The organism is Amycolatopsis albispora (assembly GCF_003312875.1).
GTDB lineage: Bacteria > Actinomycetota > Actinomycetes > Mycobacteriales > Pseudonocardiaceae > Amycolatopsis > Amycolatopsis albispora.
Genome location: NZ_CP015163.1, coordinates 120102 through 134014 on the forward strand (window position 1 = coordinate 120102; position 13913 = coordinate 134014).

13 protein-coding genes are annotated in these 13913 nt (G+C 70.5%); 8 read left to right on the forward strand and 5 right to left on the reverse strand.

Features of this window, described 5'->3' with window-relative positions; all coding sequences use genetic code 11:
- Positions 1 to 4: 4 nt before the first annotated feature.
- Positions 5 to 2911 carry a CARDB domain-containing protein gene (locus A4R43_RS00615; protein WP_113690486.1) on the reverse strand — a complete coding sequence of 969 codons (2907 nt, stop codon included), beginning with the start codon at positions 2909 to 2911 and terminating at the stop codon, positions 5 to 7.
- Positions 2912 to 3066: 155 nt separating this feature from the next.
- Complete coding sequence (locus A4R43_RS00620) at positions 3067 to 4794, reverse strand: cation:proton antiporter (RefSeq protein WP_236808687.1); 1728 nt, start codon at positions 4792 to 4794, stop codon at positions 3067 to 3069.
- A gap of 213 nt (positions 4795 to 5007) precedes the next feature.
- Here A4R43_RS00620 and A4R43_RS00625 point away from each other — a divergent pair, with 213 nt between their 5' ends.
- Complete coding sequence (locus A4R43_RS00625; protein WP_205215195.1) at positions 5008 to 6225, forward strand: MFS transporter; 1218 nt, start codon at positions 5008 to 5010, stop codon at positions 6223 to 6225.
- Here the strand turns inward: A4R43_RS00625 and A4R43_RS00630 are convergent.
- Positions 6222 to 7085 (reverse strand): RNA polymerase sigma-70 factor, encoded by an 864-nt coding sequence (locus A4R43_RS00630; RefSeq protein WP_113690488.1) that lies wholly within the window; start codon positions 7083 to 7085, stop codon positions 6222 to 6224. The two genes, A4R43_RS00625 and A4R43_RS00630, sit on opposite strands and share 4 nt — an antisense overlap.
- 164 nt (positions 7086 to 7249) lie before the next feature.
- On the opposite strand from A4R43_RS00630, the gene A4R43_RS00635 reads away from it, so the two are divergent.
- Positions 7250 to 7732, forward strand: coding sequence for a carboxymuconolactone decarboxylase family protein (locus A4R43_RS00635; RefSeq protein WP_113690489.1), 483 nt, complete (start codon positions 7250 to 7252; stop codon positions 7730 to 7732).
- A 19-nt stretch (positions 7733 to 7751) separates the two neighbouring features.
- Here A4R43_RS00635 and A4R43_RS00640 read toward each other — a convergent pair whose 3' ends face one another.
- A complete protein-coding gene (locus A4R43_RS00640; RefSeq protein WP_113690490.1) occupies positions 7752 to 8348 on the reverse strand; it encodes a TetR/AcrR family transcriptional regulator in 597 nt (198 codons plus the stop codon).
- A gap of 66 nt (positions 8349 to 8414) precedes the next feature.
- Here A4R43_RS00640 and A4R43_RS00645 point away from each other — a divergent pair, with 66 nt between their 5' ends.
- Positions 8415 to 9341 carry a VOC family protein gene (locus A4R43_RS00645; RefSeq protein ID WP_113690491.1) on the forward strand — a complete coding sequence of 309 codons (927 nt, stop codon included), beginning with the start codon at positions 8415 to 8417 and terminating at the stop codon, positions 9339 to 9341.
- On the opposite strand, the gene A4R43_RS00650 is transcribed toward A4R43_RS00645, so the two are convergent.
- Positions 9330 to 9692: a MerR family transcriptional regulator gene (locus A4R43_RS00650; protein ID WP_113690492.1), complete on the reverse strand. Its 363-nt coding sequence runs from the start codon at positions 9690 to 9692 to the stop codon at positions 9330 to 9332. The genes A4R43_RS00645 and A4R43_RS00650 overlap by 12 nt on opposite strands.
- Positions 9693 to 9744: 52 nt before the next feature.
- On the opposite strand from A4R43_RS00650, the gene A4R43_RS00655 reads away from it, so the two are divergent.
- From A4R43_RS00655 to A4R43_RS00675, 5 genes are all read left to right on the forward strand, one after another.
- Complete coding sequence (locus A4R43_RS00655; RefSeq protein WP_113690493.1) at positions 9745 to 10575, forward strand: NAD(P)-dependent oxidoreductase; 831 nt, start codon at positions 9745 to 9747, stop codon at positions 10573 to 10575.
- A 184-nt stretch (positions 10576 to 10759) separates the two neighbouring features.
- The gene (locus A4R43_RS00660) at positions 10760 to 11179 is read left to right on the forward strand and encodes a toxin-antitoxin system HicB family antitoxin (RefSeq protein ID WP_113690494.1); all 420 of its coding nucleotides are present in this window, start codon (positions 10760 to 10762) and stop codon (positions 11177 to 11179) included.
- Between the two features lie 48 nt (positions 11180 to 11227).
- On the forward strand, positions 11228 to 12001 hold the full coding sequence (locus tag A4R43_RS00665) for a DUF4097 family beta strand repeat-containing protein (protein ID WP_113690495.1): 774 nt from the start codon (positions 11228 to 11230) through the stop codon (positions 11999 to 12001).
- Positions 12002 to 12035: 34 nt separating this feature from the next.
- Complete coding sequence (locus A4R43_RS00670; RefSeq protein WP_113690496.1) at positions 12036 to 12998, forward strand: ATP-binding cassette domain-containing protein; 963 nt, start codon at positions 12036 to 12038, stop codon at positions 12996 to 12998.
- On the forward strand, positions 12995 to 13810 hold the full coding sequence (locus A4R43_RS00675; protein ID WP_113690497.1) for an ABC transporter permease: 816 nt from the start codon (positions 12995 to 12997) through the stop codon (positions 13808 to 13810). The genes A4R43_RS00670 and A4R43_RS00675 overlap by 4 nt, the downstream gene beginning before the upstream one ends.
- Positions 13811 to 13913 lie beyond the last annotated feature (103 nt).

Genomic DNA, 13913 nt, shown 5'->3' on the forward strand with positions numbered 1-13913 from the left:
ACGCCTACTGGTTGAGCACGAAGGTCGAACCGGGTTCCTTCACGATGTCGCCCTTGGCGGAGTTCGTGATCGTCACGCCGGACAGCGTCGCGCTGCCGCGGGCGCCGCCGTGCACGAGCAGGCCCGCGCCGTTGTTCGACTTGTCGATCCGGACGTTGGTGATCGTCGCGCCGGGCACGGCACCGCCGCCCGCCTTGAACTGGATGCCGTCGTAGGTGGAGTCGTGGATCTCGGTGTCGCGAATGGACACCCCCGGGATGTCGGGCCCCTGCGCGAACAGCGTGATCGCGCCGAACTGCTGCGCCTCGCCCCAGAACACGCCGCCGCAGCGGTGGAGCGCGTTGTTCGCGAGCACGGTCTGCCCGGAGAACGGCAGCGGATCGTGGTCGGTGGCCAGCATGATGCCAGGGTAGTTGGCGGTGTCGGAGATCAGGTTGCTCTCCGCCTTGTTGCCGTAACCCCCGTAGATGGCGATTCCGTTGGCACGCCAGGGGAGCTGGATGGTGTTGTTGACGAAGTGGTTGTCGTGCGCGATGTCCACCGCGGGATTCTTCACGAACTTGTTGGCCCACACCGCGAGCGCGTCGTCACCGGTGGTGCGGAACGAGGAGTTGAACACGCGTGAGTTCCGCGTGCCGTTGGTGAAGTTGATGCCGTCGGCGTAGGTGTTCCGGATGCGCATGCCGCTGAACTCCAGGCCGTCGGCCGGGCCCCACAGCTCCGGGATGTTGTCGTAGTCGCGCCCCACCCAGACCCCGACGTTGGCGTGCTCGATCCACACGTTGGTGATCCGGGTGCCCTGCCCGAAGCGGCCGTTGAGCCCCACCCCGCCCTCGGCGTTCTCCGGCCCGCCGCGGATCCGTCCGGAACCGAAGATGGCGATGTCGGAAATCTGCGTGTTGCCGTCTATGTCGAAGCCGAAGTTGCCTTCGTGCGGGTGGTTGATGCTGCCGACGGCCTTGTGCGGCTCGGTCAGCGTGTACAGCTGCGAGTGCCACATCCCGGCGCCGCGAATGGTCACGTTGCTGATGCCGACCTGGTTGTACTGCCCGCGGTCGAGCGGGTCGTCGGTGAGGATCTTCTTCTCCTGCCGCCACTGCCCGGCCGGGATCCACACGCAGCCGATCGCGCCGTTCTGGTCGGCGGTCACCGCCGCCTGGATGGCCGCGGTGTCGTCGTTCCCGTCGTTGGGCACCGCGCCGTACTCGGTGATCGAGGTGCACCCGGCCGGTTTCGCGCTCGGCGGCGCCACCTGCTCCAGATCGATCAGGTCGATGATGTAGAACGCCGCGGTGTCCCCGGAATCACGCTGCAGCCGGAACTTCGTGCCCGCCGGATAGGTCGACGGCAGCAGCGCGTGTGCCTCGTCGAACAGCCGGCGCGCGTCGGCCTGCGGGGTGTTGGTCAGCGCCTCGGGGCCGTCGGTGTTGCCGTAGAGCCAGCTGTGCTTCGACGAAAGGTTCAGCTTCTGCACGAAGTTGCCGTCGGCGTAGAGGCTGATGGTGGCGTCGATGCCGCCACCGCCGGGTGCGTCCGGAATGGAATTGCGCACCACGATCGAGTTGGTCGAGCTGACCGAGGTGAACTCGACGAACTGCCCCTGGGTGTTCAGCCGGACCGACTTGCGGCCGGAGGACTCGGTGGCGAAGTTGGTGTGCCCGAATGTCCTCAGTGGATCCGCTTCGAGCAGCGTGCCCTGGTAGGTTCCCGCTTCCGCCTCGTACTCGACGTAGGGCACGGCGGCACCGCGGCCGACCACGATCGGCTGCGCGAAACCGTTGTTGGCCTCGTCGGTTTCGGTGACCAGCCCGGTCGCGTCGGCGGTCGCCGTGACCGTGGCGCCGCCAGCGGTCGCCGTCCACGTGCCGCTGGTGGTCACGTTCACCGTGCCACCAGCCGGTATCCGCGGGCTGCTGGTGTCCAAAGTGGTCCCGCCGACGGCGATGCGGGTGACCGTGCCAGCCTCCACCGCGGTGGTGCCGCGGTTGCGGACCGCCGTGGTGAACCGGACCGGGGCGCCCTCGGCCGGGTTCGACGGGTTCGCGGTGACACCGAGCACCTGCAGGTCCGGTCCGGGCGCCTGCGTGACGACCAGCGGTGACGCGGCGCTGAAGGTGTTGTTGCCGTCGTTGCGCTCGGGGACGGTGTTGGCCGGATCGACCACCGCCGCGGCCGGGTAGCTGCCCATCGGGCGCCTGCCCGCGTCCAGCGTGACGGTGGCCGAGGCGCCGGGCTCGAGCGCGCCCACCGGCGCGCTGCCCGCGACCGCGCCGCCGAGGCTGAAGTTGACCGTGGTCGCCGCCGACGCCGCCGTACCGGTGTTGCGCACGGTCGCGGACAGGGTGACCGCGTCCGTTTCGGACGGACTGGCCGGGCTCCAGGTCAGCGCGGACACCACCAGGTCCGGGTTCGGCGCCGGGGTGCCGAACACCTGCAGCTCGCCGATCTGCCCGCCGGGCGCGCCGGTGTTGCCGAAGAAGGCGAGCCGCACGTCGGCGGCCCGGCCGCTGACCGGGATGGTCACCGAGTTCTGGCCGGACGACGGGCTGAACGCGTAGTCGGCGCGGGGCCGGAGCGTGGTGAACCCGGTGCCCGACTGGGCGCGGCCGAGCACCTCGATGGCCTGCGTGCGCGGCCCCCAGACCGGGTCCGGGTTGAGCTTGACCACGATCGACGAAAGCTCGGCGTCGGCACCGAGCTTCGTGGTCAGCGAGGCGGGAAAACCGGCGGACTCCCAGTAGGTGCCGATGTTGCCGTCGGTGGCGTTGGGCGCGACGAACGAGAACACCGAGGACGTCGCTTCGACCGGTTTCCCGGCGGCGAGATCGGTGTCCGCGGCGCGCGCGGTGGCGGGCAGGACGGTGAGCAGGCAGGCGGCGGCGAGGCCGCCTGCCAGGCGCTTCCGGTGCATGGGGACCTCTGTTCGGTGGGGTGAGCAGAGCCTGGGCCGCCCCGTCCACCGGGAGGCATCCCGGCAAATTTCATGATCTTGTCTTGTTCTTGCGAGGCAGCGATTAAATATTTCAGCACGATGACGGTTTAGTCAACGGCGGATTGCCCGGAGGTTCACGCGGTGAAGCGCGCCGCCTCGGTGTCGATGAGGTGCTGGGCGCGCTCCAGGGTGTGCGAGCTGTAGGTGCCGCCGGCCCGTGCGTCGAGCAGGGCGTTCTGCATCGCGTCGATGAGCAGGCGCTGCAACTCCCGGCGTTGCTGGAGCGGGCTGTCCGGGTCGTCGCGCTCGGTGAGCAGCTTGTCGATCATCTCGGCGGTGGCGACGGTCCGCCGGCGGGACTTGCCGAGGATCGCCTCGTCGAACGGCTTGCCGTTCTCCCGGCGCAGCGCCGGGTTCTCGACCAGCGCCTGCGCGGCGGTGTGGATCTCGGTGGCCAGCCGGGCGAGCTCACGGCGTTCGTGCTCGGCGTCGGTGCCCTGGATCCCGAGCAGCTTGATCAGCGCGGGCAGCGTGCCGCCCTGCACGACCAGGGTGACGATCGCGACGGTGAACGCGATCAGCACCAGTTCGGCCCGGTGCGGCACGTCGGTGGGCAGCGACTGCGCGGCGGCGACGGTGACCACGCCGCGCATCCCGGACCACGCGAGCACCCCGCCACCGCGCCACCCGAGCCCTTCGCTGGCGAAGTAGGCGGCGTCGGCGTGGCGTCGCCGGAGGACGCGGGTCACCGCGCTGTACCGCTTCCGCGTGCCCGGCCGCGGACCGCGCGCGGTCAGCCCGTCCAGCGCCGCCTCGATCCGGTCGGTGCGTTCACCCGCGCCGCGCTGCTGCCGGCGCAGGGCCGCGATGAGCGGGACGACAAAGACCGCGCGCAGCACGATCAGCGTGAGCGTGGCCAGCAGCCCGATGCCGACGGCGCTCCACACGCCTTCCCCGGAGTTGCGCACGTCCGCGACCACGGCGGTGATCTCGAAGCCCATGAGCAGGAAAACGCCGTTCTCCAGCAGCAGCTGGATGGTCCGCCAGTTGGTGCGCTCGGAGATCCGGTCGTGCGCGGTGAACCGCTTCGCGCTCTGGTGCCCGGTGATCAACCCGGCCGCCACCACCGCGATCACCCCGGACGCGTGGGCTTCCTCGGCCGGGATGAACGCCAGGAACGGGACCACGAAGGAAATCGCGGTGGTGAGCACCGGCTGGTTCCGGATCCGCGAACGCGCCCACACCGACACCACGCCGATGACCGCGCCGACCGCGATGCCGACGACCACCGCGTAGGCGAAGTCGCCGAGCGCCCCCCAGAACGAGACCGTGCCCGCGATCGCGGCGACGGCGGTGCGCAGCAGCACCAGCGCGGTCGCGTCGTTGACCAGCCCCTCGCCTTCGAGAATGGTGACGAGCCGCGGCGGCAGGCCGAGGCGCTTGCCGATCGAGGTGGCCGCGACCGCGTCCGGCGGGCTGATCACCGCGCCGAGCGCGACCGCGGTGGCGAAGCCGAGCTCGGGGATCAGCCACCAGATCAGCAGCCCGGTGCCGAACGCGGACACCACCACCAGCACCACCGACAGCGCGCCGATCGGGCGCAGGTCGCGGCGGAAGTCCACCACCGGCATGTTCACCGCGGCCGCGTAGAGGATCGGTGGCAGCACCACCACCAGGATCAGGTCCGGTTCGACGAACAGCTCCGGCGCGCCCGGCAGCCTGCTGCACGCCATGCCGACCAGCACCAGCAGCACTGGCGCGGCGACCTTCAGCTTCGGTGCCGCGTACGACACCACCACGATGAGCAGCACCGCCACCACCGCGAGCAACGCCAGTTCCCGCATGTCCGGCTCGCTTTCCACGTCCCGACCTGACGCCGGGGAGTTTGCCGGACGACGGCGGGAACGGGCCGCGTTTACTCGATGGTGGGACAGTCGCGCCGGTGCTAGCCTGCGGTGCCCGAGCCGGAAGGGAGGCGGTACCCGTGGACCTGAACCTCGTCCTGCGTTTCCGCGCTCCCAGGGGGTTCGCCGCCTGAGCGGAAACGACGCTTCGTTTCCGAAGGTGGATACTTCTTGCACGCCCCTGCGCTGGATCGCTCGTTCTGGAAGTTGTTCGCCGCGTCGGCCACGGCCACCTGTGCCGACGGCGTGGTGAAGGTTTCGCTGCCCCTGCTCGCCGCTTCGCTGACCACCAGCCCAGTGCTCATCTCCGGGCTGACCGCGTTCGCCTTCCTGCCGTGGCTGCTGTTCGGCCTGCCCGGCGGGGCGCTGGCCGACCGGGTGGACCGGCGCCGGGCGATGTCCGTGGTCAACGTCGTCCGGGCGGTGCTGCTCGGCGGGCTGGTGGTGCTGATCGCCACCGGCACGGGCGGTGTCGCGGTGCTGTACGCGGCCGCGTTCGCGCTCGGGATCTGCCAGGTGGTCTACGACTCGGCGGACCGCGCCATCCTGCCGCAGGTGGTCGGCCGCCGCGGGCTGGAGAAGGCCAACAGCTGGCTGACCGTCGAGGAGACCGTCGGCAAGGACTTCGTCGGCCCGCCGCTGGGCGCGGCGTTGTTCGGCTGGTTCCGCGCCGCCCCGTTCCTCGGCCCGGCGATCGGGTTCGCCGTCGCCGCGGTGCTCGTGCTCGCCGTTCCCGGGCGCTTCCGCGCCGACCGCACCGAACCGGCCACGCTGCGCGCTGACATCCGGGAGGGGGTGAGCTGGCTGTGGCGGCACCCGGTGCTGCGGAGCCTGACCATCTACAGTGGACTGATCGCGGCGCTGATGTCGATGGGCACCTCGCTGACCGTGCTCTACGCCCTGGACACGCTGGCGCTCAGCCCTTCGCTGTACGGCCTGTTGTTCGCGGCCATGGGCGTCGGCGGGCTGGCCGGGTCCGCGCTGGTGGGCCCGCTGACCGCCCGTCTTGGCAGGCCCCGGGCGAGCACGCTGGCCGTGGCGATCGCGCCGGTGATGTCGGTGCTGCTCGGCACGGTGACCCAGGTTTGGGCGGCCGTGGTGTGGTTTTCCGGCGTCGCGGTGGGGGTGACCATGTGGAACGTGCTGTCGATGTCGTTGCGGCAGGCGATGATCCCGGCCGGGCTGCTCGGCCGGGTGCTCGGCGCCCACCGCGTGGTGCTGTGGGGCGGTATCCCGCTCGGCGCGCTGCTCGGTGGTGTGCTGGCCGGGATGATCGGCGTGCCCGCCGTCTTCACGGTGTCCGGCCTGGCCCAGCTCGGCGTGGTGGTGCTGGTCCACCGGCTGGTGCACCGGCACCGGCGGCTGATCGAGGAATCCTTCGCCCGCTAACGCCGCAGGGCGGTCTCGCGGTCCATATAGGACAGTTTCTCCGGGTTGCGCACGGCGTAGAGCCCGGTGACGAAGCCGTTTTCGAGGTGGACCGCGAGCACCGCGTCGAGTTCACCGCCGATGTGGACGGTCAGCGCCGGGTGGCCGTTGACCTGCGCCGGTCGCAGGGACGCGGAACCGGCGAGGCGGCCGAGCACCGCGGTCACCTCCGCGACCCCGGTGATGGGCGCCAGCGCGGCCTGCGCGATGCCACCGCCGTCGGTCAGCAGCACCACATTCGGCGCGAGCACATCGAACAGGTGTTGCAGGTCACCGGTTTCCACCGCGCTCTTGAAGGCCGCGAGCGCGTCACGGCCTTCGGCGGGGGAGATGGTCACGTGCGGCCGTCGCGCGGCGACGTGTGCCCGTGCCCGGTGGGCGATCTGCCGGACCGCGGCCGCGCTTTTGCCGACGGCTTCGGCGATTTCGCCGTAGGGCAGGTCGAACACCTCGCGCAGCACAAAAACTGCCCGCTCGGTGGGCGCGAGCGTTTCGAGCACCAGCAGCATCGCCATCGACACGCTGTCGGCCAGTTCGACGTCCTCGGCCACGTCGGGCGCGGTGAGCAGCGGCTCGGGCAGCCACGGGCCGACGTAGGACTCCTTGCGACGGCCGAGCGTGCGCAACCGGCCCAGTGCCTGGCGGGTGGTGATCCGCACCAGGTACGCGCGCTCGTTCCGCACCTCGGTGAGGTCGACCTCCGCCCACCGCAGCCAGGTTTCCTGCAGCACGTCCTCGGCGTCCGCGGCCGAGCCGAGCATTTCGTAGGCCACGGTGAAGAGCAGGTTGCGGTGGGCGAGAAAGGTCTCGGTGGCGGACATGCGCGGCTCCTGTTCGCGTGTGGGCTCCTGCCCACCAGACACCGGGCGCGGCCGCCCTGTGACAGGTGTGGCGCGGGTCACCCGCTGTCACAACGGGACGGGGTCGCGGCATCTGGTGGGCGTTCCGGTGCGCCAGCACCCCAAACGCGAGTGAGGACAAGAGCATGGAATCCCGGTTCGACCTGATGGACAACGAAGTCGGCGGCAAGTTCGCGAAGCGTTTCTTCAACGCCAGCCTGGTGCTCGCGCGGGCGCTGCCGAAGAGCACGCAGGAACTGGTCGCGCTGCGTGTCAGCCAGATCAACGGTTGCGGCTGGTGCGTCGACGTGCACACCAAGGAAGCCGAGGCCGCCGGCGAAACGGCGGTGCGCATCAACCTGGTCGCCGCCTGGCGCGAGTCCAGCGTGTTCACCGAGGCCGAGCGGGCGGCGTTCGCGCTGGCCGAGGAGGGCACGCGGCTCGCCGACGCGCACCACGGCGTGTCCGACGAGACCTGGGCTGCGGTGCGCGAGCACTTCGACGACAACGAGGTCGCCGCGCTGGTTTCGCTGGTCGCGCAGATCAACGCGGCCAACCGGCTCGGCGTGATCGTGCGCAACGCCGGGGGCTCATACGCGCCCGGGGTGTTCGCCGAGCTGTCGGACTGATCGGTGGCCCGTTCGTGGCTCAGCGCCACGAACGGGCCAGGCCGTCCACCAGGCCGAGGAACCGGGTGAAGGCGCGGTCGGTACGTGCGCGCTCGCCGGTGGCGAGCAGTTCGAGCTGCAGCCCGCGTGCCTGCGCCACGATCATCGACGCGATCTCGGGCGCCTGCTCGCGGGGACAGCCCTCGGCGACCACCAGGTTTTCCACCAGCGCCAGCGAATCGTGCACAACCTGCTGGAGAAACCGTTCGTAGTGCTCCGGTTCCCGCGCGGCCTGCGCGAGAACCTCGAACAGCAGGCGGTAGACCGGCAGGCGATCGGGCGTGGTCGAGCGCTGCCACCAGGTGGGCAGATCGGCCAGGCCGGGCGGGGCGCCGGTCAGGCCCGCCGCGTCCGACAGGCGGCGGCGCAGCACGTCGATCACTTCGGTGACCAGGTTTTCCTTCGAGCCGAAGTGGTGCAGCAGTGTGCCGTGGCTGACGCCCACCGCCGCCGCGAGCGGGCGCATCGCCAGCCCGGCGAGCCCGTTCGCGAGCACGTAGGCGGTCACGGCTTCGAGCAGTTCGGGGCGCCGGTGCTGGTAGCGGAGGCGCCTGCCGTCGAGGTGGTCCGCGCTCATCGGGGTGACGGTACGCCAGGCCGAGGTAGTTTGACCAAGTGGTCTAACTACTTCTAGGGTGGCGGCATGGAACGCCTCCGGTTGCACCACGTCGGGCACGTCGTCCGGGACATGAGCGCCGCGCTCGAGCTGTACCGGCGGCTCGGTTTTGTGGTGCACGCGCCCGCTTATCCCGCGATGGCACCGCGTGAAGGGGCCGCGCCGGAGCCGTTCGGTGCGGCCAACACGCACGCCGACTTCCCGCGTGACTTCCTCGAACTGGCCACGGTCGTGGATGCGGGCGTGGTGCCGCCGGGGGCGCGGCTGGTTCCGTTGGAGGCGCCGCCCGAGGTGCTGCCATCGCTGCTGGAGCGGGTCAACGCCACCAGCGCGAACCTGGCGGACTGCCTGGGCCGCTTCGAGGGCCTGCACATCCTGATGTTCTCGTCGGCCGATCTCGACACCACGGCCGCCCGGCTGAGCGCGGGCGGAGTGCGGCACGGCGGGGTGAACACCGTCCGGCGGCCCGTGGGTGACGACGTGGAAACCGTGCGGTACCTGGAAATCGACGGACCGGAGGGACGGATCGGCGTCGCCGCGGAGCTGGAGCCGCGCATTCAGGCGTCGCGATCGGAGGAGCATCCCAACGGTGCCCTGGGCTTGGTCGACGCGACGTTGTGTGCGTCCGATTTGGACGCTGCCCAGGCGCGGTACGAGCTTTATCTCGGCCGATCGGCTCGCATCGACGGTGCGGCTCGGGTCTTCGACCTCGACGACGGCGTGACACTGACCTTGGTGCCTTCCGCCGACACGCTTTTCCCGGGTGAGCAGGCGTCCGCGCTGCCCGCTCTGGTCGCGTGCACGGTGGCCGTCCGCGAGCTGGACGTGACCGAGAAACTGGTGCGGGATGAGGGGATTCCGCTTCGGCGGACGTCGTCGGGGGACGTGTTCGTCCCGGCCAGTGCCGCACTCGGTGCCGCCGTGGTGTTCCGGCAGGCCGGGTCAGTCCACTGAGGACCGTTCGGCGGCGATGATCGTGTTCAGGTTGGCGCGGGTGGCTTCCAGCTCGTCGATGGCCTCGCCGATCCGGTCACGGTGCTCGACCAGCGCGTCGACCAGCTCGGGACAGCTGGGCAGCAAGCGGTCGTCGTCATCGATGAAGCACGGCAGCGCCTCGCCGATCTGCGTGGTGCTCAGCCCGGCGGCCAGCAGGATCCGGATGCGCCGCACCGCCGCGACATCCGCGTCGCGGTAGTCGCGATAGCCGCTCGGCCGTCGTTCCGGGCGCAGCAGGCCCTGCTTCTCGTAGTAGCGCAGCGCGCGCTCGCTGACGCCCGTTCGCCGCGACAGCTCCCCGATCCGCATCCCGGCTCCTGGCTTGACTCTGACGTTGGTGTCAAGGTTTAGCTTACGCCGCATGACCCCTGTGACCGTTCTCGGACTCGGCCCGATGGGCCGCGCGCTGGCCACCGCTCTCGCCGCCGCCGGCCACCCCACCACGGTGTGGAATCGCACGCCTGGCAAGGGAAACGACCTCGACGCCACGGTGGCGGGCACCGCCGCGGAGGCGATCGAAGCCAGCCCCGTGGTGTTCGTGTGCGTGCTGAACTACGAAGCCGTGCACGCGGTTCTCGACCCCGCCGCGTTGAAGGGCCGCACCCTGGTCAACCTCACCGGCGGCTCGCCGGCGCAGGCCAGGGAGATGGCCGCGTGGGCGGACGAGCGCGGGATCGCCTATCTCGACGGCGTCATCCTGAACGGCATCGTCGGCGGGCCGGACGCGGCGTTGCTGTACAGCGGGCCGCGCTCGCTGTACGAGGCGCATCGGGACACGCTGGCCGCGCTCGGGGAGAACGGCGTCTATCTCGGCGAGGACCCGGGCCGGGCGGCGGGGTTCAACGTTTCGCTGCTGGACCTGTTCTGGACCTCGATGTTCGGCGTGGTGCACGCGTTCCGGCTCGGGGCGGCGGAGGGCATCGGCCCGGCCGAGTTCGCCGGGTACGCGAAGGAGATGGCCGGCCTGGTGCCGGGGCTGATCGACGTGGTGGCCGCGCACCTGGCGGAGGGCCGGTTCCCCGGCGACGCCTCGACCCTCGATTCGGCGGCGGCGATCCTGGACGACGTCCTCGGCACCGTCCGGGCGAACGGCCTGGACGACGGTGTGCTCCGCGCTGGGCGTGCCGCCGTGCAGGACGCCATCGATGCCGGGCACGGCTCGGCGGGCTTCTCCCTGCTGGCGGCTCACTGAGCCACCGTGGCGCCACGAGGCGCCAGTCAGGGCCCTGAACTGGGCTTGCATACTGAACACGAATGTGGCTTTCGGGGCGGCTGACCTGCCCCGAAAGCCACATTTGTGTCCTCGGCGCGCGGATGACAAACCAATGCGCCAGGGTGGCTTGCGTGTGGTGCCATGCATGTGCCATAGTGATGCCATGGAGCTGACGCCGTATGTGGACGATCTCCGCCGTGAGCTCGCGACGGCGTTGGACACGACCGAAACCGGGGACCTGCTCGAGCGGCTGATCGGGTCGCTGGAGCCGGCGATCCGGCTCACGCTGCTGGACGCGCTGGCCGGGGCGATGGGGGAGATCACCCGCGACCTGGCCCCCGGTTCGGTGGACCTGCGCCTGCGTGGTCGTGAAGCGACGTTCGTCGTGACGCCGCCGCCGGCGCAGCCGCCGCCGTCGCCCGAAAGCTTCGGCGGGGAGGCGGTGGCACGCATCAATCTGCGCGTGCCCGAGCAGCTCAAGGCGGCGATCGAGACCGCGGCGGGCGAGGAACGCCGCTCGGTCAACGCCTGGCTGGTCGAGGCCGCTTCGGTCGCGCTGCCCAGCCAGCGGCACGGCAAGTAGGCATCCGTCCCCGCGCGGCGGGGACACATCCCAGAGAAGAGGACAGTCATGCCCATTTTCGACACGCCCGCCCCGATCACCGCGACCATCGAGGTCTCCGTCGGCGAGGTCCGCCTCGTCGCGAGCGACCGCACCGACACGGTGGTCGAGGTGCGCCCGGCCAACCAGGCCGACGCCTCCGACGTCGACGCCGCGGCGCAGACCCGCGTCGACTACGCGAACGGCGAGCTGCGGGTCATCGGCCCGAAGCGCCACCCGTTCGATGTCTCCAAGAAAAGCAGGGCGGTCGCCGTGACAATCGAGCTGCCCGCCGGCTCCCGCGTGCGTGGCGACGCGGCGATGGGCGACTTCGACGGCACCGGCTCGCTCGGCGACTGCCGGTTCAAGACCGCCGCCGGGCACGTCCGGCTCGAGACCACGGGACGGCTGCGGGTGGAAACCGCGGCAGGCCACGTCGAAGTCGGCCGGGTCGAGGGTGACGCCGAAGTCAGGACCAGCTCCGGCCGGGTGGCCATCGGCGCGGTCGGCGGCACCGGTTTTGTCAAGACCAGCAACGGTTCCACCAAGATCGGCGTGGCCGGTGGCGAGCTGCGGCTCCGTGCCGCCAACGGCGACATCTCGGTGGACCGGGCCGCCGCCGGGGTGGACGCGGAGTCGTCGTGCGGCGACATCGAGGTCGGTGTCGCGGAAAGCGCCGCCGCCCGGTTCGAGCTGAAGACCCGCTTCGGCCGCGTGCGCAACGCGGTCGCGAACTCGCCGGGTGGCGGCGTCGGTGTCCGCGCGCACACCGCGTTCGGCGACATCACCGTCCGCAGCGCCTGACCCCCAAACCCGTTCTGCCGAAAGGAAACCAGACATGACCACGAGGACGGCCACGCCCGCCATCACGGCGACCGGGCTGCGCAAGTCGTTCGGGGACAAGACCGTGCTCGACAGCGTCGACCTGAATGTGCCGCGCGGCAGCGTTTTCGCGTTGCTCGGCGCGAACGGTGCCGGCAAGACCACCACGGTCAAGATCCTGTCCACATTGATCAATGCCGACGACGGGGTGGCCACGGTCGCCGGGCACGACCTGACGGGCGACCCGGAGGCGGTGCGTGCCTCGATCGGCGTCACCGGGCAGTTCTCGGCGGTGGACAACCTGCTCACCGGCGAGGAAAACCTTTTGCTGATGGCGAAGCTGAACCTGATCGGGCGTGGTGAGCGCAAGCGGCTCGCGGCCGAGTTGCTGGAGCGCTTCGAGCTGACCGAGGCGGGCAAGAAACCGGTGTCCACCTATTCCGGCGGCATGCGGCGGCGGCTCGACCTGGCGATGACCCTGGTCGGCAGCCCGCGGGTGATCTTCCTCGACGAGCCGACGACCGGGCTGGACCCGCGCAGTCGTCGCGGGCTGTGGCAGATCGTCCGGGAGCTGGTGGCCGACGGTGTCACGATTTTCCTGACCACGCAGTACCTGGAAGAGGCCGACGAACTGGCCGACCGGATCGCCGTGCTCGACCACGGACGGCTGGTCGCCGAGGGGACCGCGGACGAGCTGAAGCGCCGCATTCCCGGCGGACATGTGGAACTGCGCTTCACCGACGCCCGTTGGCTCGACGCGGCGACGCGGTCGGTGGTGCACGGCACGCCCGACCGGGAGTCGCTGACGCTGCGCGTGCCCAGCGACGGCAGCCTCCACTCGCTGAAGGCCCTGATCGACCGGCTCGACGCCGACCGGATCGAGGTCGACCAGCTGGGCCTGCACACGCCCGACCTCGACGACGTTTTCCTTGCCCTGACTGGAAACAACCCCGTGAACGAAAAGGTGGCCACGCGATGACCCACGTCTCTCCGCGGCCGGTGAGCACCCGCTCCCGCGCGCTGACCGACTCGGCGACCATGCTGGGGCGCAACCTCCGGCACATGGTGCGGTACCCGTCGATGACGGTGCTGCTGATCGGGATGCCGATCGTTTTCCTGTTGTTGTTCGTCTACGTTTTCGGGGGCACGCTGGGGGCCGGGCTGGGCGGTGCGTCCGGCGGGCGGGCCGAGTACGTGAACTACGTGGTGCCCGCGATCATCCTGATAGCGGTGTGCAGCGCGGTGCAGGGCACGGCGATCTCGGTGGCGATGGACATGACCGAGGGCATCATCGCGCGGTTCCGGACCATGTCGATCGCGCGGGTTTCGGTGCTGACCGGGCATGTGCTGGGCAGCGTGATCCAGACGCTGATCGCGGTGGCCGTGGTGCTGGGGGTCGCGCTGCTGATCGGCTTCGACCCGGCCGCGGGTTTCGGTGACTGGCTTGCCGCCGGTGGTGTGGTGGTGGCGCTGGCGTTCGCGCTGGTTTGGCTTTCGGTTGCGCTGGGCCTGGCGAGCGGCAGCGTGGAGGGGGCGAGCAATGTGGGCATGCCGCTGGTGCTGCTGCCGTTCCTGGGCAGCGGTTTCGTCCCGACGGACTCGATGCCGGGCGCCATCCGCTGGTTTGCGGAGTACCAGCCGTTCACCCCGATCATCGAGTCACTGCGGGGCCTGCTGATGGGCACCCCGGTGGGGAACAACGTGCTGATCGCGCTCGGGTGGTGCGTGGTCATCGCGCTGGGCAGCTATGTGTGGGCGAAGAAGTTGTACAACCGCGAATACACCCGCTGAGGGGCGGCTCGCCCCGGGCGCCAGGAAGCCCGGGGAAGTGGCAGCACAGCAATACCGAGACGCGGCGGTGCCGGCGAGCCGAGGGGGCTCGCCGGCACCGCCC

Bases quoted from the DNA above. Each gene is read 5' to 3' on its own strand.
- A4R43_RS00645 (WP_113690491.1), top strand. From the start codon at position 8,415: ATGGAACGCCTCCGGTTGCACCACGTCGGGCACGTCGTCCGGGACATG.
- A4R43_RS00650 (WP_113690492.1), bottom strand. From the start codon at position 9,692: ATGCGGATCGGGGAGCTGTCGCGGCGAACGGGCGTCAGCGAGCGCGCG.
- A4R43_RS00670 (WP_113690496.1), top strand. From the start codon at position 12,036: ATGACCACGAGGACGGCCACGCCCGCCATCACGGCGACCGGGCTGCGC.
- A4R43_RS00675 (WP_113690497.1), top strand. From the start codon at position 12,995: ATGACCCACGTCTCTCCGCGGCCGGTGAGCACCCGCTCCCGCGCGCTG.
- A4R43_RS00655 (WP_113690493.1), top strand. From the start codon at position 9,745: ATGACCCCTGTGACCGTTCTCGGACTCGGCCCGATGGGCCGCGCGCTG.
- A4R43_RS00635 (WP_113690489.1), top strand. From the start codon at position 7,250: ATGGAATCCCGGTTCGACCTGATGGACAACGAAGTCGGCGGCAAGTTC.
- A4R43_RS00615 (WP_113690486.1), bottom strand. From the start codon at position 2,911: ATGCACCGGAAGCGCCTGGCAGGCGGCCTCGCCGCCGCCTGCCTGCTC.
- A4R43_RS00630 (WP_113690488.1), bottom strand. From the start codon at position 7,085: ATGTCCGCCACCGAGACCTTTCTCGCCCACCGCAACCTGCTCTTCACC.
- A4R43_RS00665 (WP_113690495.1), top strand. From the start codon at position 11,228: ATGCCCATTTTCGACACGCCCGCCCCGATCACCGCGACCATCGAGGTC.
- A4R43_RS00640 (WP_113690490.1), bottom strand. From the start codon at position 8,348: ATGAGCGCGGACCACCTCGACGGCAGGCGCCTCCGCTACCAGCACCGG.
- A4R43_RS00660 (WP_113690494.1), top strand. From the start codon at position 10,760: ATGGAGCTGACGCCGTATGTGGACGATCTCCGCCGTGAGCTCGCGACG.